17 protein-coding genes are annotated in these 19,292 nt (G+C 66.5%); all 17 read left to right on the forward strand.

Annotation, left to right across the window (positions count from 1 at the left end; genetic code table 11):
- Entirely contained in the window at window positions 1-1,377 is a 1,377-nt protein-coding gene (locus OHS82_RS28735) for a hypothetical protein (protein WP_328434837.1), read from the forward strand.
- On the forward strand, window positions 1,374-2,483 hold the full coding sequence (locus OHS82_RS28740) for a glycosyltransferase family 4 protein (RefSeq protein ID WP_328434838.1): 1,110 nt from the start codon (window positions 1,374-1,376) through the stop codon (window positions 2,481-2,483). Before OHS82_RS28735 ends, OHS82_RS28740 begins: the two co-directional genes overlap by 4 nt.
- A 54-nt stretch (window positions 2,484-2,537) precedes the next feature.
- The gene (locus OHS82_RS28745) at window positions 2,538-2,981 is read left to right on the forward strand and encodes a DUF6093 family protein (RefSeq protein WP_328434839.1); all 444 of its coding nucleotides are present in this window, start codon (window positions 2,538-2,540) and stop codon (window positions 2,979-2,981) included.
- A 2-nt stretch (window positions 2,982-2,983) separates the two neighbouring features.
- Window positions 2,984-3,400, forward strand: coding sequence for a DUF6093 family protein (locus tag OHS82_RS28750; RefSeq protein WP_328436119.1), 417 nt, complete (start codon window positions 2,984-2,986; stop codon window positions 3,398-3,400).
- Between the two features lie 101 nt (window positions 3,401-3,501).
- Window positions 3,502-3,879 carry a hypothetical protein gene (locus tag OHS82_RS28755; protein WP_328434840.1) on the forward strand — a complete coding sequence of 126 codons (378 nt, stop codon included), beginning with the start codon at window positions 3,502-3,504 and terminating at the stop codon, window positions 3,877-3,879.
- Window positions 3,880-3,883: 4 nt separating this feature from the next.
- Window positions 3,884-4,321, forward strand: coding sequence for an HK97 gp10 family phage protein (locus OHS82_RS28760; protein ID WP_328434841.1), 438 nt, complete (start codon window positions 3,884-3,886; stop codon window positions 4,319-4,321).
- A 55-nt stretch (window positions 4,322-4,376) separates the two neighbouring features.
- Window positions 4,377-4,811 (forward strand): hypothetical protein, encoded by a 435-nt coding sequence (locus OHS82_RS28765; protein ID WP_043684336.1) that lies wholly within the window; start codon window positions 4,377-4,379, stop codon window positions 4,809-4,811.
- A gap of 131 nt (window positions 4,812-4,942) precedes the next feature.
- Entirely contained in the window at window positions 4,943-5,428 is a 486-nt protein-coding gene (locus tag OHS82_RS28770) for a phage tail tube protein (protein WP_328434842.1), read from the forward strand.
- Window positions 5,429-5,444: 16 nt separating this feature from the next.
- Window positions 5,445-6,026 (forward strand): hypothetical protein, encoded by a 582-nt coding sequence (locus OHS82_RS28775; RefSeq protein ID WP_328434843.1) that lies wholly within the window; start codon window positions 5,445-5,447, stop codon window positions 6,024-6,026.
- Window positions 6,027-6,052: 26 nt separating this feature from the next.
- On the forward strand, window positions 6,053-6,358 hold the full coding sequence (locus OHS82_RS28780; RefSeq protein WP_328434844.1) for a hypothetical protein: 306 nt from the start codon (window positions 6,053-6,055) through the stop codon (window positions 6,356-6,358).
- 553 nt (window positions 6,359-6,911) lie between these two features.
- Window positions 6,912-11,162 carry a phage tail tape measure protein gene (locus OHS82_RS28785; protein ID WP_328434845.1) on the forward strand — a complete coding sequence of 1,417 codons (4,251 nt, stop codon included), beginning with the start codon at window positions 6,912-6,914 and terminating at the stop codon, window positions 11,160-11,162.
- The gene (locus OHS82_RS28790) at window positions 11,162-12,058 is read left to right on the forward strand and encodes a phage distal tail protein (protein ID WP_328434846.1); all 897 of its coding nucleotides are present in this window, start codon (window positions 11,162-11,164) and stop codon (window positions 12,056-12,058) included. The genes OHS82_RS28785 and OHS82_RS28790 overlap by 1 nt, the downstream gene beginning before the upstream one ends.
- 15 nt (window positions 12,059-12,073) lie before the next feature.
- Window positions 12,074-13,003, forward strand: coding sequence for a hypothetical protein (locus OHS82_RS28795; protein WP_328434847.1), 930 nt, complete (start codon window positions 12,074-12,076; stop codon window positions 13,001-13,003).
- Between the two features lie 54 nt (window positions 13,004-13,057).
- The gene (locus OHS82_RS28800) at window positions 13,058-14,161 is read left to right on the forward strand and encodes a hypothetical protein (RefSeq protein ID WP_328434848.1); all 1,104 of its coding nucleotides are present in this window, start codon (window positions 13,058-13,060) and stop codon (window positions 14,159-14,161) included.
- Window positions 14,158-17,307, forward strand: a complete 3,150-nt coding sequence (locus OHS82_RS28805) for a hypothetical protein (RefSeq protein ID WP_328434849.1) — start codon at window positions 14,158-14,160, stop codon at window positions 17,305-17,307. The genes OHS82_RS28800 and OHS82_RS28805 overlap by 4 nt, the downstream gene beginning before the upstream one ends.
- A gap of 680 nt (window positions 17,308-17,987) precedes the next feature.
- Window positions 17,988-18,791, forward strand: a complete 804-nt coding sequence (locus OHS82_RS28810; RefSeq protein ID WP_328434850.1) for an AAA family ATPase — start codon at window positions 17,988-17,990, stop codon at window positions 18,789-18,791.
- A 177-nt stretch (window positions 18,792-18,968) separates the two neighbouring features.
- Complete coding sequence (locus OHS82_RS28815; RefSeq protein ID WP_328434851.1) at window positions 18,969-19,292, forward strand: hypothetical protein; 324 nt, start codon at window positions 18,969-18,971, stop codon at window positions 19,290-19,292.

Below are 19,292 nucleotides of genomic sequence, written 5' to 3' on the forward strand. Positions count from 1 at the left end.
TTGCGCGACGAATGGGAACACGCCCACACGGACTACACCATGCCCGTGCAGCGTCGCATTCCTGCCTCGCTGGCTGAAAGCGAGAGCGACTGGCGCCACTATCTGGAATGCTCAACCCCCAACGGCTGGTTGATACAGAACAACGCCATGACTGACGCGCTCGTCAGCGGAAAGCCGATGTACCTGCTCCACACCACCAAGGACATCGACGCCATCCGCATCAGTCGGCAGTTGCACGTCTCCACCGGATGCCTGGTCGGAGCCCTGTACTGCTCGCCTCTCGTCAGTCAGGGCGAGGGGCTGCGTCCACACAACCTCGGCGCCTACCTGATGCGGACGAAGCCTTCCACCACGCCCATGGTCTTCGAGGTCATCCCGGATGCCCCGATCCGGCCCAAGGGCGTCGACTACCTGCATCTCGGTGCCATCCACCTGCGTACCTACCTGCGCTACCAGAGCTTCCTCACTCCGGCCGAGAACGACCAGCTCGACCGCGCGGTGCTGGCCGGGCTGCGTGCCGCGGCCGTGTTCCTCGACACCGCTCTGCACAACGCCGCCGGCCATGCCACTCCGGCACCCGAGTTCATCGACCAGTTGTCCGAGGCCGTGGCCCACGTGCCGTTCCTCGGCTACCTGTACTTCGAGGTTCTGTCCGAATACCTGATGCTCCACTCCGTTACTCCGGAGACCAAGACCTACGCCCAGGCGGGAGAGCTGAACAACTGGCTCTACAAGCGACTCGCCTTCGCCGCCGTGGACGGCATGGACCAGTTGTTCGACCTAGCCCGTTTCAATCTGCGCTATCACCGGCTCGTCCAGCTCATCGAAGGCATGGAACCAGCTCTCGGCTCGGGAGTCGCCGAGTACGTTCGGCGACGACTGTCCCACCTGTTCGCCCGGACCGCGCTGCACCCATCCCAGGATGCGGCATCGGTCACCTTCCACGGCGTCGATCTCGGCACGCTTCGGAAAGCCGCGCCCGGACTGATCGGCCAGATGATCTTCCGCGAGATCCGGTACATGCCGCGCTACCAGCAGCTGTACCACTGCTTCGAGAAAGCCAAGGCCCTTGAGGCATGGGACTACTGGAACAACGAGGGAATACCCACCCCCTTCAACGGAGTCCTCCCCAAGGGAGAGATAGGGATAAATCCCGTCTACGCCCGATCGGCAGTCAGAGTATGGACGGCAGAACTGGACGGTAAGGGCTATTTGCATCCGGCCGATGAGGTCACGGCTATCTTCACACCGCACCTGGCGTCATGGTGGGCGCCACCCCGTCATCGCGAGATACAGAACGCCACCGATGATTCACGATTCGGGGTGGCTCTGGGAGCCCGACCTCCGGTTCCACCGATGAATGGAGTTTCCGCATGATCGCCCAGCTCCTGAACATCCTGACCGGCATCAACCGCACTGCCGCGCCTTCGTCCGGGAGCATGATCCTCGTCAACGACCTCTACGGCGCGATGCCTGAAATCCACACGACTTTCCTGGGCAGGGCGCCTGTCGATCAGGCTTGGGAGGCTACGTTTGATCAGCTGATCACCCTCTCCACGACGAAACGCCCCCACGGCCCGGACTTCGACCCGTACGTTGACGAGTTGACGCGTGAGGTCGGTGCGCTCATCGAAAAGATCCAACCGAACGCCATTCACGCCCAGTACCTCGGGTTCGCTCTCAGCCTGGCCTTCACCCGAACCGCCGGCAACATCCCGATCATCGCCATCGCCCACGGCCCCGAGGTGATGGTGGCCGAGCGCAGCGCATCGGAACGCGAGGCCATGAATGAAGTTGCTGCCGCCAGCGCCGCGATCGTGACCCCGACCTCCGCCCTCGCCGACCGCATCGACCGTCTCACCGGACGCCGATTCACCGATCGACTCAGCGTCATCCCGTGGGGCATCCCTTTGAGTGATACCCGGGTACGCGATCAACCGCCTACCGGAACCGGACCTCTGTCTCTGGTGCACGCCGGTCGTCTGGACGACAACAAATCCACGATCACCGCCGTCGAAGCCCTCGCTTTGACCGATCAGCCGCACCACTTGACCGTGATCGGCGAAGGAATCCTACGGGATTATCTGGAACAGCGGGCTATCGAACTCGGGCTCCGGGACCGGGTTCATTTTGATCCGTTCCTGCCCCGCGCCGAAGTGTGGCGCCGCCTGCCGAACTTCGACGCCTTCGTCTTCACAACCAGGGATCTGGAGGCTTTCGGGCTCGTCCTCATTGAGGCTCAAGCCCACGGACTTCCGGTTGCCTACTCCGATCTTCCCGGTGTGAGGGAAATTCTCGGGGGCGCTGGCGTTCCATATATTCCTGGCAACCCGCGCTCGCTGGCCGTGGCCCTAGACGAGATGGGCCGGGACTCCGGCCGGCGCAAGGCCCTGGCCAAGGCGGCTCTCGATAACGCGCGCCGATACGACATCACTACCACCGGCCGCCAGCTTCGCGAACTGATGCTCCGCGTTACCTCCTAACCCCGGTGTCAAGAGGAATCCGGGCTGTCAGCTGGCGAGGCTACGCTCGAACATATGAGCACTCCCGCTGAAGGATTGACCCTCGGGGCCGTCAGCGCCCTGATCGAACGCAAGATCCTCACCGACATCGTACGTATCAGTAGAGCGGGCGAGCCGGTCTTCAACCCGGATACAGGCCAGTACGAGCCCGGCCCGCCCGTCATCGTCTACGAAGGGCACGGCGGGGTCTTCCCGAATGGAGATCCCGGGATCGTGCTGCACCTGGAAGGTCAGGCGTACGTCGACGACTCCGCGTCGAAGTACAAGCTGATCACGCCCCTGGACGCCCCGGTGGCCTCGCGCGAGGACACGGTGAGCGTCGTCAACGCCGCCGACCCGGCAGCGGTCGGCCGTACGTGGCGCGTCCTCGATGTCGGGCAGACCTCCACTCTGGCCGTGGTCCGCACGACGTTCCTGGACCAGAACACGCAGTCCAGCACTTCAGGCGGCACCTCGTGAGCATGCCGATCGACACCGAGGCGGAACGGGAGAAGCTGGAGTCGACGTTGCTGGTGGACACGGTACGGATCACCCGCCCAACGGGAACTCCCCAACTCGACCCCTCGACCGGTCTCTTGGGGGCCGTGCCGGCGGAATCGGTCTACGAGGGACCGGGAGCTGTCCTGTCCGGCCATGGCCAGGTCACCGCGCAGCACGTTCTCGGGCGGGAATGGCTGGACGACACGGTCAGCTGGTATCGGCTCCTCACGCCGATTTCCGCCCCCGTTCCGGTGCGGTACGACCGCGTGGAGGTCGTGGCCGCAGCTGGCGAGCACGCGGCGACAGCGAATCGGGTGTGGCAGGTCCTCGATCCGTCGGAGGCGTCCACGGTCGAGATCGTTCGGGTGACCCGTCTTGACGAGATCACCCCTCCGTAGACGGCTGGCGAGCTGGGCTGTCAACAGATACCCGTAAGCTCAGATAGGTGCCAACAGATCAGAATTCAAAACCTATTTCTCCCGAGGGTGAACCCCTGCCGGTGCGCGTCACCGGGCAGGGGCATGCCGCCGTCGTGGAGATCGGCGGTCACGACGTCTCCCGGGACCTCGCTGCCTATTCACTGGCCCACCGCGCGGGCGACGTACCGCAGATGGTCATCGAACTCTCCCCGAGATCCACGGCGACCGGTGTGTTCGAGGGCCTGGCGCACGTCGTCATCGGCGACCCACCGGACCCTGGTCCGGCAGCGGCTGCCTTCCTCTCCGCGATCAGTCCCGCCGAACTGGAGAAGGCCGCGCTCGACCGTCACGACCTCATGGACGGTCGCCCGCACGAGCTGACCCGCGCCATGCTCGCCCTGTTGCGGGAATGGGCCCTTGGCCAGTGGGGCGAGTCGGAACCGGAAGACGGGCCGTGAGCCAGTGGCGTCCTCGCTGAATCCGCACCCCAACGCCCACCCTCTTGCGGGCGCCTACTCCAATGCATTCCAGATCGCCGCGCAGTTCGATGCGAGGGCGGCGCGCACTCTGCCCGAGGTCACGGCGACCGTCCAGCACTACGCGATGCTGCTGGAGACCAGGATCAAGGCCAAGGCCAGCGGCCGGCCGGGCCCCAACGCGCCCACGGGCGACTACCGGCGCTCCTGGACACACGAGGTGTCCACGGACGGGTTCTCCGTCACGGCGGTTGTCGGCACGAACAAGCCCCAGGCGCGCCGCCTGGAGTACGGCTTCGTTGGCGCCGACAGCCTGGGGCGCATCTACAACCAGCCGCCCTACCCGCACGTCGGGCCAGCCGTCGAGGAGATCCGGCCGCTGTTCATCGCTGCGCTCGGCGACACGATCGACGACGACTCGTGAGTGACCGCCGCGCCGCCGGGCGGCAGTTCACCACCCCGGGAGTAGAGGAGGAGTAGTGCCCGTCTCCGGCAGAGAAGTGTCCCTCGCGATCCAGAAGACACTGGCCACAGCAACCGCCCGAAGTTGCGGGTACGGGACTGCCCCCACGGCATCGAGTACGCCCACTGGCGCCACGATCCCCTACAGCGTTCTCTACCCGCTGGGCGTGACTACGAGCGGCCCGCCGTACGGTGATGGTGACGCTGACGCCCGAGTGCTCGTCCAGGTCACCTCGGTCGCTTCAACCGCCGAACAGGTCGAGTGGATGGCCGACAAGGTCCGCACCGCGCTCCTCGCGCGCTTGAGCGGGACCTACGTCAACACCATCACCATTACCGGCTACATAGTGATCGACCGCGAGCTGGACAAGGAGGAAGGGATGTCTGTCAGCGGTGGCGTATACAGTTATGTGCAGCGGTACGTCCTCACTGTGACCACTCTCGGGTCCTGACGTTCCAGCTACCTCACCGCGGAGGCATCTCGCGGACGCCCGGCCACCCGGCACGGGCCGATTCCCCCTTCATGGGGGCCGGCCCGGCGTGTGCGCGCTCCGGAACACCGGTTCCCGGAGAGCGAGAATCAGTGTCACAGCAGCGGTTCACCCGTCGCGGCACCACGAAGTTCTTCTTCCTGAAGGACATCGTCTCGAAGGAACTGATCCCGATCCGTCCGGAGCTCGGCGGGACCAACGGGACCGATCTGTCCCCAGCCATCAGCGACATCGAAGGCTTCGCCGTCGAGAACACCCCCATCGACACACCGGACTTGGCGACCGAGTTCACCGGCAACATCCCCGGTGAGGACAAGGCCGACAACTCCAGCCTCACCTTCTACGAGGACAAGGTCGACAACGCCCTGGAGACGCTCCTCGCCAAGGGCGTCGAGGGGTACGTGGTCATCCTCCGCAAGGGCGACATCCCGGCGTCGAAGTCCATGGACATCTTCCCGGTGCGCGTCGGCTCCCGGTCGAGCACGTACACGACGGCCTCTGAGCCGGCGAAGTTCAAGGTCAGCTTCAACGTGACCGGCAAGCCCGTCCAGGACGTAGCCGTTCCGGCCGCGGCCTGATCGGCGGGGGTGCTGCATGACTTCGACCTTCGTTGAACCGCCGGCCGGTGCCGTCGCCCGCGATCCGCACTGGGCGGCCAAGATGGCCCGTCTGCGGGCTCGTCGACTTCCCGAGCGCGCCGTGTCCTTCCTCGACGAACAGGACCTGAAGCAGCGCGTGACCGATGCGGCGCTCGACATGGCCAAGGCACGCACCAGCGCCGTGGGCCGGGCCTCCGAGATGGAGGTACCAGCCGACGAGCGTGAGAGCTGGGCGCTCGCTCAGCCGGAAGTGCTGGCCGCCCAGGCCGCGCTGGACGAGGCCCGGCGAGCCCTGGCAGCCGGGACCCTCACGCTCACCTTCCGGGCTCTGCCGCGACCCGCCTGGGAGCAGCTGCTTCGCGAGCACGCCCCCACGGAGGGGCAAGGCGATCTCGGCCATGAGTACAACGTCGAGACCTTCCCCGCCGCTCTCGTATCGGCTTCCTCGGTGGACGGCATGAGCGAGGCGGAGGCGCAGGAACTGCTCGACAGCTGGAGCGACGCGGACGCCAAGGCACTGTTCACGGCCGCGCTGCTGGTCAACCAGACCATGAGGGCCGACCTGGGAAAAGGCTGATCGCCGACGCCCAATTCAGGGCCGAGATGGAGCTGTGCCACGTCTACGGACTCCCGCACTCGAAGTTCACGGGTGCGGGGGACGGCCGGTGGACGGCTTTGGACCGGGCGAAGGCGATGGCCTACCTCGCGTACCAACGCAGCGTCTGCGAGACGTGCGGGACCCGGGCGGCGGAGTGGGACGAGAGCCAGGACGGCGACCGCTTCGCATATGTGGCCGAGCCCTACCGCTGTGTGGGCTGCGAGGTCATCGAGATGGAGCGCGAACACATTCCTGATGGACCAGATGCGCGGGGGCTCAAGATCGGGCTGAGGCCCAGAGAGGCATCCTGACGTGGCTGGTGCCTACACCCTGTACGTCAACCTGCTCGCGTCAACGGGCGGCCTGTCGACCGGCCTGCGGCAGGGTGCCGCTCAACTTCGTGCGTTTGACGGCCAGTTGGACGGAACGGCCGCCCGACTCAACCAAGTACGCGTCGCCGGCGACAACCTCGCCCGCGCTCAAGCTGCCGCGTCGGCGCAGATGGTTCGCTCCCAGGCGCAGGTGGCTCAAGCTGTGCAGCGGACCACCGCGCTCCAGGAACGCGCAGGCCGTGCACAAGCAGTAGCAGCGACAGCGGCCCGCCGCGCGGCAGCGGAACAGGCCGCCGTGGCGGCGACGGGAGCGCGAGCCGCACGGGCGCAGGCCCTGGCACAGACGATGAACGCGCGTGCACAGGCCACGGCTGGCGCCGGGGCCGCAGCTGCCGCGCGTACCGCAGCTACCGCTCAGTCGGCCGCCGCCCGCGCCGCCCAGGAGCACGCCGAAGCGCAGCGGCGGGCGGCAGCGGCCCAGGCTACGGCGACGCGCGCCACCGGTCTCGCCGCATCGGCCCAGGCTCGTGCTGTGTCCGCAGTGCGGATGCGGGACGAGGCGCAGACCACGGCCGCACGCAACGCGCAGCGACAGGCACAGCAAGTTGCTCGGGCTGAAGCCCAGTTGGCCGCCGCACGGAACGCCCAGGCTGCGCGGACCGCCAAGAACGGCCTGCTCATCGGTGCCGCACTCGGTGTCGGAGTGGCTCAGGCGATTTCGCTGGAGCGGGCAATGGCCAACGTGCTGACGATCTCGCAACAGATCACGTCCGAGAACGTCGGAGCCTTCACCGATCAGATCGTCGAGCTGTCCACCCGCCTACCGCAGACCGCCGAGCAGCTCGCCGACGGCCTGTATCAGATCGTCTCGTCCGGCTTCGACGGCGCGGACGCCATGCAGATCCTCGAGGTCGCGGCTCAGGGTGCGGCAGCGGGCCTGACCACGTCGGAGACCTCAGCGCGCGCGCTGCTCGGAGTGCTGAACGCGTACGGATTGTCGGCGTCCGACGCCAGCGACGTCATGGACGTGATGTTCCAGACCGTCAACTACGGCGTCATCTCCTTCGAGGAACTCGCGCAGCAGCTCGGCGACGTCGTACCGATGGCTGCGGCAGCCGGCGTCGAGTTCGACGACATGAGTGCCGCGCTCGCCGCGATCACCCTCACCGGCATCCCAGCGGCCGAAGCCGTGACCGCACTGAACATGCTCCTCACCCGCGTCATGAAGCCGACGCAGGACCTCAAGCAGGCCGTCAAGGACCTGGGCTACGAGTCGGCCGCCTCCGCCGTCGAACAGGACGGCCTGTACGTGGTCGTCAACAAGCTCAACGGGGCGGCAGGAAACACCGCCGAGGGCATCTCGAACATGTGGAAGGACATCCGCGCCACACGTGCCGCTCTTGCCTTGGCCTCCGCCGGCGGACAGAACTACGCCAACACCTACGCAGGCATTGCCAACGAAGTGGCGCGCGCCGAAGCCACGCAGAAGGCGTACGCCCTCCAGACCGGCACCGTCACCGGCCAGTGGCAGCTGGCCTCCAACCAGGCCCGCGCCCTCGCCATCGACGTCGGCCGAGCCCTGCTGCCGGTACTGATGACCGTCGGTTCCGCAGTCCATACCTTCGTCGGCACCATCGAGGACCTGCCCGGACCGATGAAGTCCGTCATCGCGATGGTCGCCGCGTCCGTTGCGGGACTGCTCCTGCTCCGAGCTGCCTACACGAAGATCACCGTACAGATCGCCGCGTTCCGTACCGCCCTGGCCGCCACCCAGGCCGGAGGCGCTGTGATGCCCGCCGTGCTGGCCGGCACCAGCCTCGCAGTCACCGGCCTTGCCGCCGTCCTCACCCTCGGCATCGCCGGATACGCCGCCTACACCGCCTCCAAGCAGAAGGCGAAGGACGCCACCAATGAGCTGGTCCAAGCCTTGCAGCAGGAACGCGAGGAGACGACGACCGGCGCCAGCATCAACAAGCTGTACGACCAGCTCACCGCTGACGGCGCACTGAAGGACCTTGAGAAGGTCGGCATCGGCACGACGGAGGCCATCGACGCGATCACCTCCGGCGGGGCGAAGCTCGCCATCCTCCAGAGCCGCCTTCAGCAGGACGCCTACGAGTACGCCGGCAAGGCCAAAGCCGGTGAGGTATCTGGCGATTACGAGAGCATCACCCAGTACTCCAAAGCGGAGAAGACCCTCAAAGAGCGCCACAAGATGTGGTCCGAGGCAGTCAAGAAGGAAGCCGAGATCGCCCAACAGAAGGCGATCGTCGAGGCGAAGATCAAACAGCAGGCCAAGTCCAGCGGCGGCATCTTCGACCTGTTCTCCCTCGCGGACATCGACCGAACCGGTGCGCCCGAGATCACCGACGAGATGAAGGCACTCGCCGAGGCCGTCGGTGCCGCTGTCGACCCGTCCCGAGCCTTCAGGGACGCGCAGACCGCTGCGGCCGAGGCGATGCGCAAAGCCGGGAAGGACGCCGACACCGCCAAGGTGAAGCTGTCCGACTACATGAAGGAGCTGCACAAACAGCTTCAGGCGCAACGCGACTTCCAAGGCAACCTGTTCGAACTCGCGGTGTTCGGCTACGACGACCTCGCCGACCACTTCGCGGAACTCGGCGTAGACGCCGCACCGATGCTCAACGAACTCGTCGGCCAGTTGAAGAAGGGCAAGACGAAGGTCGCCGACGAACTGCGCGACATCGTGACCGAGGACGCGGAACGGTCCACGGAGGCGTACCGGCTCGGCCTGCAGAAGACCGCCGAGATCACCGAGAAGTACGGCAAGGAGATCGGCCGCGCCTGGGCCAAGGCATCGGAGCGGAACGACCCGGCCGCCTTCCAGAAGGTCACCGAGCAGATGGCCATGGTCGACCTGCGCAAGGCCGTGAAGAAGTCCGTCGGCGACGCGCGCAGCGAATTCGACCGTGGCATGGGCCTCCTCGCAGAGGTCGCCAGGAGGAAAGGGAAGGACGCCGCCGGCGCGTTTCAGGACGCGTTGCTGTCCGGCGACGTGGAGCGGGCAATGGACTCCCTCAAGAGCATCTGGGGAGCCGACGTGCCGATCACCGCGCCCGACTTGGCGAACGTCGTGTCCGCTTTCTCCCAGGCTGGGAAGGACGCGAACGCCGAATGGTCAGGTGCCCTCGACCTGATCCGGCAGGTGGCACAGTCCAAGGGCACGGAAGCAGCGAGCGCGCTCACCTCCGCACTCCTGTCGGGTGACATGGCCGCGGTGCAGACACAGCTGGACGCCATCGGCATCAGCGTCACGAACATCCCCGGCACCAAGAGCATCGCGATCTCCGTGACCCCTCCCGCTCCTGTGTCGGTCTCCGTGATTCCGCGCGTGGCGCCCGGCACCGACCTGCCGTGGGCGAACAAGCCGCAGTGGAAAGACGGAGGCATCCTGTCGTTCTTCGCAGACGGAGGTGTCACCGCCAGGCGAGAAGACCACATGGCGCAGATCGCGAAGGCCGGAACCTGGCGGGTATGGGCGGAGGAAGCCACAGGTGGGGAGGCCTATGTACCCCTGGCCCACAACAAGCGCGCCCGCTCCCGCGCCATTACCGAGGAAGTTGTACGACGTCTGGGCGGCAGGGGCGTCGAATGGCACGCCGACGGAGGGCTGAGCGGCTGGTCCTACAGCCCCTCCGGCTCGACGGAGCTGATCTCCGTTTCGTCTGTCCGCTCGGACTCCATGCGCACCGTGAAGAAGGGCGGCAAGGAGACCGAGGTCTTCGACCTCAAGCTCTTCGAGAAGAACCTCGACAAGGCGGTAAAGCGCGCCCAGCGGTGGCGCAAGGACCTCGCCACCGTCGCTCGCCGCGCTGGCCAGGATGTCGCCGACGCCCTGGAGGACATGGGCGAGGACGGCGTGGAACTCACCCACAAGATGGCCACCGGTAGCTCCAAGTACGTCATGGAGATGACCAAGGACCTGGAGAGGCTTGGCGTGGTCGCGCGGGCCACGCTGTCCGACTACACCGCCCAGCTCAAGCAGGCGATCAAGGACCAGGCCGCGTTCGAGAAGAACCTTTCCAAGCTCGCGGCCATCGGCTACGGCGACCTGGCGACGATGCTCGCCGAGCAGGGCGACGAGGACGCGGAGGACATCGCCGCCGAAGCCGCCAAATCCCCGAGCAAGGCCAAGAAGGCCAACACCCAGGCCAAGGCCGCCTCGAAGGCCATCCCCGACGATGACCTTCCGGACCTCGTGGCGATCATCTCCGCAATCACCTCCAGCAAGACCGGTATCCACGACGTCGCGGCGAAGACACAGCTCGATGAGGACCGAATCATCGACATCGCCACGCTCGGCCGGACCCGAATCAAGGACGCGCTTGGGAAGAAGGCCACGCGCTTCCTGTCCGACCTGGACAAGGCCAACAAACAACTCGCCTACGAGGACGGCGGTATCCGCGCCGGCCTCTACGCCACCGACAACGGGATCATCCGCTTCGCCGAGCCCTCCACCGGTGGAGAGGCGTACCTGCCGCTCGGCGTGAACAAGCGGCGATCGGCGACGGCCGTCCTGGCGGACGTGGCGGACCGGTTCGGCTACCAGCTCACCCCTGCAGGCGACAGCGGCCTCGTACGACTCGTCAACGCCCGGCCCGCCCCGGTCCAAGTCGTCGTCGTCCGAGAAGAGCGACCCGCCGCGCTCGTCGGATCCATGCCCGTGACCGTCAACGGCGGCGCCGACGCCAAAGCGGCCGACCGTGTCGGCACAGAGATCATGCGGCGCCTTCGGAACGCCCAGCGAGGAGGTCGTCTTTGATGGCGACGATCACCCAAGAGTGGCAAATCGACTTCGCCGGTGTCCTCCTGGGCCCCGGAACGCGATACCCCGTCGGCGATATCACGGGCTTCGGCACGCCCAAAGTCCGCTCTCAGGACGTCGAGCTGCCGACCGAGGACGGTGCGTTCCCCGGTGTGGACTACTACGGCACGCAGACGGTGACGATCGAGGCCGGCATCCGCACACCGGGTGATCCGGCCGCCGCTGCCGATGCCCTGGCTGAGCTGAAGCGTGCTGCGTCGGACCCCACGACGCGCAAGACCGCGGGGGCTTTGCAGACGCTTCGTGTGTTCTGGCCGGGCCGTGACGGGCCCAAGCGCGTGCTGGGAAGAATTCGCGACGTCGAACCGGTGTCCATGGCACAGGCTGTCTTCGGCTGGATTCCGTTGAACCTGGTGTTCGAAGTGACCGACCCGGTATGGCAGGGAGAGCCCGAGCAGCAGGTCACTCTTCCCCTCGCGCGCGGCGACGACGGAGGGTTCACCGCTCCGGTGACCGCGCCGATCACGACCGGCGTATCCAATCCTGTGGAGCGTCCCGGGTGGGCGACCAACGCTGGCGACTTGCCCGCCTGGCCCTCCCTGAAGATCAAGGGCCCGGTCGTGAACCCCCGCATCTGGATCACGGAGACAGGCCGCGTCCTGGATTTGTCGCTGGTCCTTGGCGAGAGGGACACCCTTCAGATCGACACGCGCCCCGGAACGCGCTGGGTCCTGCGCAACGGGGGCAACGTCGCAACGGCCCTGTCCGCTGCATCACGCCTGGATCTGTTCCAGATCCCGCCCGGAACGAGCGAAGTCCGGTGGACCGGCGCGGACTACACCAACTCCACTCGCCTCGCGGTGTCGTGGCGCGACGCCTACACCGCCCTGTAAGGAGAGCACTCGCAGATGGCACTGATCCAGCCGCCCATGCTGACCCACGGCGGCACCCACCCCGCACGCGCCTTCCGGATGATGGTGCGAGACCTCGCGTCCGGCAACCAGGGCGTGACCGAAGGCAACGACTTGAAGGTCAGACAGTGGACCACGCCGGGAGCCGGCGTCCGCGTCGGCGACGGCTCGGCAGTCGTGACGGGAGCTGCCTGGGGCCAGGGCTCCTACACTCAGTACAACGTGGGCGACGCCATCGTGCCGATCGCTCCCACTGGCTCCTCAGTCCGATCCGACCTCATATGCCTTCGCGTTGAGGATCCCGAGTACGAAGGCAACCGCGACCCGGCTGCCGACGACATCGGCTACTTCCATGTCGTGTCGGGCGTCTCCGCCACAGCGAAGGTAGTCCCGTCCGGAATGACGGCGATCCCGCTGGCACGCCTCGACATCCCGGCGAACACGGCCACCATCACCAACGCCATGGTCACGGACCTGCGGCGGATCGCGAACCCCCGACGTGAGCGGACCTTGTACACCGCCTACCCCAGCGCGCTGAACAGGCTGACCGCGCAGAACGGCCAGTGGTACAACTGGCCAGCCGCCGCCCGCTGGAAGGTCCCGATCCCAAGCTGGGCGACGAGCGCAAAGCTTCTGGTCACTCTCGCGGGCCTGCGCCTTTCGGAATCCGACGTGTTCGCCAACATGCAGACCTCCTTGGGCACCGACACGGGGCAGACCACCGCCATCGATGACGACCAGGGTGCCAACATCCGCCGCAACACCGTCGTCCTCGCCGACACCATCACCCTCTCTGCGGCCCTGCGCGGCACCACCCAGGACCTCTTCGTGCGCACCCAGCCCTCCAAATCCGAGTGGGGCAACCTCGGCGTCGACGCCGCGACTTCCTTGATCGCCGATGTGGAGTTCACCGAAGGCGTCGCCTGACAAGAAACCGGCACCACCACACCACGGCGCGGGGGAGAAGCAGGAACGCGCCTGATGGCGTCGCCGTCGTACCGCTACCTCACCACCGACGCACTCACCAACAAGGTCCTCGCCTGGGACCTGCCACTGACCGGCGTCGAGTTCGGGCCCGCACTGTCCGCCACGGGCAGCCTCACCGGCGCGGTCGAACCCCGCCTGGCCCACCTCGTCCGCTCCCAACTCGACCCCGGCAACACCAAGATCTACGCCGAGCGTGACGGTCGGCTGCTGTGGGGCGGTCTGATCTGGAGAGCCGACCCCCAGGGCCAGCAGCTCAACATCGAGGCATCCGGCTGGGGTTCCTACCCCTACCGGCGCTACGACCTCCACGGCCAGCTCAACGCACGCGGCCCCTACACCTACGCGGACCCGTGCAAGGTCGTTCGCGACGTGTGGGCGTACTGCCAGGAGACGCCGGACGGCCAGCTCGGTATCCAGGTCGACAACACCACCTCGAAGGTCACCGTCGGGACGCCGGAGGACCCCTACCGAATCGACTGGTGGGACACCCCCTCGCTCGGTGACGTCATCTCGGACATGGTCGCCGTCGAAGGCGGCCCCGAGTGGACCGAAGAAGCTGCTTGGCAGAACGGCACGCCGCAGGGCCGCGTCCGCATTGGTTGGCCCCGCCTCGGCCGCCGCCGCACGGACATCCACTTCGAGTCCGACGTGAACGTCGTCAATGCGGTCCCTGTCGAGTACGACGCCGACAACCTGGCCCAGGTCGTCATCGCGCTCGGCGCCGGCGAGGGCCGCAACCGGCGCCGCGCCGTCGACGCCGTACGGGACGGTCGGCTGCGCCTGGAGCATCTGCTCGAAGTACCGGAGGAGAAGGCGAACGACCGGCTGGCCGCACGTGCCCGCACGGAACGCATCTCCCGCCAGGTCATCGGTGAGGTCACCGAGATCACCGTCCGCGACCACCCAGCGGCCCGCTTCGGTTCCTGGCAGATCGGCGACGACGTACGGGCCAGGGTCCACGACCAGTGGACCGACTTCGACGCCTGGTCCCGCATCGTCGGCTGGCAGATCCGGCCCGCCTCCGGCGACACCCCCGAGCAGGCCGTCATCCAACTCCAGCGCGCAGACCGCTTCACCTACGGGGGAGGTACCGCGTGAGCAGCGACATCGCCCGACTGGCCGCCCGCGTTGCCGTGCTGGAACGGCAGCTGGCCCGCACCACCCGCACTGCCCGCATGGCGTACTCATCCATCGAGGACGGCGCGATCGAGGTCTACGACCAGGACGGCACCCTGCGCGGCAGCATGGGCCTCCAGGATGACGGCACCGTCGGCTTCATCGCCCACAACGGGCCGCCGCCCCCTACCTCCACGCCACCCATGGTCGAGTCCGCGCTGTCCGGGCTCACCGTGACCTGGCCCGGAACGTGGACGGACGCCGAGACCGCTCCGCTCGACCTGGCCGAAGTCCAGGTCCACCTGTCGACGACCGCCGACGCCGAACCCGACACCAGCAGCCCTGTAGCCGCCTTCCACACGGCCGCCGGCGGAAGCATCACCCTCGCCACCGACACCTACACCCCGCTGTGGGTGCGTCTGATCGCGGTCAACACCTCCGGCACGGCCGGAGAGCCCTCGACCGCTGTGCAGGGCCAGGCCCGCAAGGCCGTCCCCGATGACCTCGTCAACGCGATCATCGACGAAAACAAGCTAGCCCGCGGCGCGGTCACCGAAGCCGCGCTCGCCCTCGGGGCAGTCAACTCCACCGCGCTCGCGGACGGCGCGGTGCTCGCCGAGAAGCTCGCGGCCAATTCCGTGACCCTGGGCAAGGTCGCGAGCGGCGCGGTGACCCTCAGCGCGCTCGGCGGCGCGCTCGCGGACGCCACCAGCCAGCGCCTCGTCGACACGATGGGCGAGGCCGCCGCCTGGCAGACCACTGACCAGGGCAGCGGTGCCACATGGGCGCACCTCACGGGCGTGCCGGACGCGCCCACCGGCCGGAACGTCGGCGAGGCCCGCGGCTTCATCCGGCTTCGTGGCACGACCCTCGTCCCGTACGAGCCCGGTGTCCTGTACCGGATCAGCGCCCGGATCCGGGCCACAGCCCAACTTGCCACCGGCCCGGACGCGTTCTACGTCGGCGTGCTCGGCGTGGGCTCAGACCAGACCACTCTGGTCAACCGCGCCGGAGCGAACACCCCGAACAGCCACTACTACATCGCGGCGTCGTATCGATCGCTGCCGACCACGGACGGTTGGGTCACGGTCGTCGGCTACCTCAAGGACCGCGCGGCCGCGGGCTCCGCCGGCCCCAACAACGACCCGCGCTCTCCCGGCACCGTGCACGACGCCGTCCGATACATCACCCCCTACTTGTGGCTCAACTACGCCTCGATGGGCGTTTCCGGCTCCCCGGCCGTCATGCAGGTCGACGCCGTTGCCATCGAGGCGCTGAAGACCGGGATCGTCGACGCAACCAACCTCGTGAGCGGTTCGGTGACCGCCGCCGCGCTCGCGGCTGACTCGGTGATCGCCGGGAAGGTCGCGGCAGATGCCATCACGGGCCGCGAGATCGCCGCGAATTCGGTCACGGCGACCGAGGTCGCGGCGGCCTCGATCTCCACGGACAAACTGGTCGTGGCGGGCGGCACCAACGTGCTCGGCGACCCATCGTTCGAAGGTGCCTACACCGCGGCGATCGCCACGACCGTATGGTCCGTCGTCTCCGGCGGCAACGGCTCCGCGAAGGCGCTCCGCGTCGACGCCACGGCGGCGGTCGCCACGACACGGTCCCTGAACCTCACGTCGATGCCGATCCTGAGCGGAGAGCAGCTCTACCTCGCCATCGACGCCAATGCGTCCGCCGACTGGGCGGGAGGCGCGCTCAAGTTCTACGCCCGGTGGTTGGACGGCACAGGCGCGACCGTCGGCTTCGGTGTCGCCCAGGTGGACGTCCCGGTTCGCGGCTCGTGGCAGCGCCTTGCCGCCACGGTCACGGCGCCGGCCAACACCACCGCGGCCACGGTGTGGGTGGAGACGTACCAGTCGACCGCCGGAGCCGTGCTGTGGGACAACGCAGTCGTCCGTCCGGTGGTGCCGGGTGTGCAGATCGCTGACGGCGCAGTCACCGCTCCCAAGATCCTCGCCGGAGCGGTGACCGCCGAGAAGGTCGCGGCCTTGGCCATCACGGCCGAGAAGATTGCGACGCTGTCCGTCACCACGGACAAGCTGAACGCGCTGTCCGTCACGGCGGACAAGATCGCGGCCAACGCTGTGACGGCAACGAAGATCTCGGCGGGCGCGATCGAAGCGACCCATATCAAGGCCGGGGCGATCACGGCGGACAAGCTTGACGCCGATGCCATCAACGGCAAGACGATCAACGGAGCCATCCTCACCGGTAGCACCCTTCAAACTGCCGCGAGTGGACAGCGAGTTGTCATCAGCCCCGGAAACACCAATCCGGAGACTGGATCGATTGAGTTCTATTCCGGCAGCGCCGATGAGTCAGCACCGGCAGAACTCAATACAGCCATCGGGTACGCCTCAGATTCCTCCGGTACCTACGAAGTTCCGAGCGTTTCGCTCAGCGCCCCGAAGGTGACTGGTTCGAGCCAGGAAACGGGAGTGTTCCTGCAAAGCCACGTGCCGGGCTATTCGGGAGGAGTCTTCAACCTCTACGCAAACGATCTGGGCGGCAACGGAGTTGCCTACATCAACGGGTACGGCGCTGATACATCGGCCACCGGATCGTCCATCGAGCTGCACGTTCGCGACGCGCCGTCCGGGTCGGCCCAGTCCACTGCCAAGCTCACATCCAGCGGATTCGCGATCGACCGAGACCTCAGCGTCTACGGCAAATCTCAAGGTCGCGGGTTCGTCGCGCAGAAGACTCTGACCGCGAACGTCACCTTCTCCAGCACGGAGACGGCCCTCATCACCACCGGCAGCATCACGTTCAAGACCGGCCGCGCCTACCGTGTCTCCCTCTGGGCGCTGCACAGTGCGGCCAGTGACAGCTATGCGCTATACCGAATCCGCAAGAACACCGTGGCCGGGACGATTTACAAGGACCAGATACGGGCCAACAATCTGCAAGCTTCCACAGCGAACGCAGCCGTTTCCGTCCAAACCATTCTGACCAACACCACGGGCAGCGACGTCACAGCCGCGCTGTGCTGGACCGGAACTCAAGGCGGAGTCGCACAGACGTGGACGCTCGCAGCCAGCAGCAGCAACGTCGCCTATCTCCTGGTGGAGGACTGCGGCTCCAGCGACGACTACACCGGACAGGCAATCACCTGACCTTGGTCATTAAACCTAAGGCGTCGAACGGTGCACTTGAGGGCTCGGTTCGGTAACTGCCGTACACAAAAACGGTCATCGTCCAAGTAGGTGCTTCGACCAAGGAAGGCACCTCACGCCGGCTGGATGATGCGTCTGCCTCATGGAGGTGCCAGGCTCCGTCCGTCACCGGGTCCCGTTCACCCCAACGGTTCGGCGAGGGCACGTCAGGGCTCCTGTCAGTGAGGGTTTGTACAGTTGCCCACCGGCAGGGAGTTGCAGATGAGGGGGAGCGTTCGGTGCCAACGACGGGCGGCAGCGGTCGTGGACAGGCCGACTTCAACGATAAGACCCGACGGCTCCTAGCCCAGCGTGCGGCGTTTCGCTGCTCGAACCCGAGGTGTGGGGCGCTCACGATCGGGCCGGGCATCGGTTCGGATGATGTCACCGACACGGGCACAGCCGCTCACATCTTTGCTGCTGCGGAACGAGGACCCCGGGGGGCCGGCGGTCTGTCGGACGCGGAGCGATCACACATCTCGAATGGGATTTGGCTATGTGCGACCTGCGGTCGCTTAGTCGATGCGAATTCAGGTGACGCATTTTCGGGATCACTACTCCGGAGCTGGAAGGACCTCCACGAACATCGAACTCGCCTGGAGCAGGGTGGACAAGCACAGCCCTTCGGCTGGGTCCAAACCTTGGAGGTTGTCAGCCACTACATCCTGATGCCCGGCATGCTACGGCTTTCAAGGCTAAACTTGCTCTTCGGAATGAATAATTCGGGCAAGACGAAACTTTTGCACCTTCTTCGATCACTCAGTTCGCCACATTTGCTGATGGAGTATCCGGCGGATCTCTCGTGTGCCATCACTTGGTTCGATCCGGAACTTCGGAAGGCGCTGGTGGATGTCCGGGGTCGGTGGCTGGAGTACCGGGTCGATGACCGGCGGGTGGCGCTTCCTCCTCGCCCGTACAGGGTTCTGTCGTTGGGTTCCGAGGCCTACAGGGGGCGTTTTTTCCGTCTGAAGGCTTCCTCGGTACCAGGGATTGCCGAATTCCTTGGAGTCGACCGCTGGACCGCGCGAACTGTAATCTCCAACATGCCCGTCATGCTGCCTGATGTGATGTCCGAGGTGGCCTTCTACGGGGATGATGTAAAGATTTCATATCGGAAAGATGCGTTCGGAGAGGAAGAGCTCGGACAGGTGGCCGTTTGGTTTTATGCGCTAGCTGTTTTTGCGGAACTTCAAGCGCGGGTGGAGCCAACAATCCTTGTGTTGGATGAGCCATTCGTTTCCCTGCATCCTGTAGCGCAACGGCATGTGTTGGAACTGTTCGAGTCGGCGACGTGGACCTTTCAGGTCATCCTGGCCGAACACAGTCCGACCGCCTACGAGCGTCGGCATCACGGCTGGAGCGCCACGGTGCTGGTACCTGAGGGGGAGCGCCAGTCCCGAATTTCCCAGGAGGATGCGGACTTGGAACGCATCGGAGGCGGCTGAGCGGTGACGCAGAGGTCGTGCCGCGGTAGTCGCTGGCTGGCGTGGCGGCGTTTCGCTATGCGTCGACCACTTGGGGGCTGCTTGAAGGTTGTCCCCCGAAGCGGCGCGGCTGGTCCAGGCCTGCCCCTCGTCTCATAGACTGATCTTCAGCGGCGCGGGGCTGCCGAAGGGAGCACCGTGAGCGCGCCGCCGGGACAGGACCCCACGCCGTGGGAACTGCTGCGGGCCATGCAGCAGATGCGCGACGACCTGCGGGCCGACTTCGCTGCCTTCAGCGCGCGGCTCGCCGAGATGGTGACGAAGATCCAGTACGACGCCGACCGGCGGACTGACGAGGTACGGATCAAAGCCGTCGAGGACGACATCGCCCAGATACGGCGCGAGCGCGAGACAGAGCGCCAAGAGGCGCGCGGTGTACGGCGGTTGGCGCTTACCGCCCTCGTGGCGCCGGTCGTGGTGGGAGTGATCGTCGCGATCGTGACCGGCAAGCTCGGACTGTAG

Source organism: Streptomyces sp. NBC_00425 (genome assembly GCF_036030735.1).
Lineage (GTDB): Bacteria > Actinomycetota > Actinomycetes > Streptomycetales > Streptomycetaceae > Streptomyces.

Bases quoted from the DNA above. Each gene is read 5' to 3' on its own strand.
- OHS82_RS28740 (WP_328434838.1), top strand. From the start codon at position 1,374: ATGATCGCCCAGCTCCTGAACATCCTGACCGGCATCAACCGCACTGCC.
- OHS82_RS28745 (WP_328434839.1), top strand. From the start codon at position 2,538: ATGAGCACTCCCGCTGAAGGATTGACCCTCGGGGCCGTCAGCGCCCTG.
- OHS82_RS28750 (WP_328436119.1), top strand. From the start codon at position 2,984: ATGCCGATCGACACCGAGGCGGAACGGGAGAAGCTGGAGTCGACGTTG.
- OHS82_RS28775 (WP_328434843.1), top strand. From the start codon at position 5,445: ATGACTTCGACCTTCGTTGAACCGCCGGCCGGTGCCGTCGCCCGCGAT.
- OHS82_RS28780 (WP_328434844.1), top strand. From the start codon at position 6,053: ATGGAGCTGTGCCACGTCTACGGACTCCCGCACTCGAAGTTCACGGGT.
- OHS82_RS28790 (WP_328434846.1), top strand. From the start codon at position 11,162: ATGGCGACGATCACCCAAGAGTGGCAAATCGACTTCGCCGGTGTCCTC.
- OHS82_RS28795 (WP_328434847.1), top strand. From the start codon at position 12,074: ATGGCACTGATCCAGCCGCCCATGCTGACCCACGGCGGCACCCACCCC.
- OHS82_RS28800 (WP_328434848.1), top strand. From the start codon at position 13,058: ATGGCGTCGCCGTCGTACCGCTACCTCACCACCGACGCACTCACCAAC.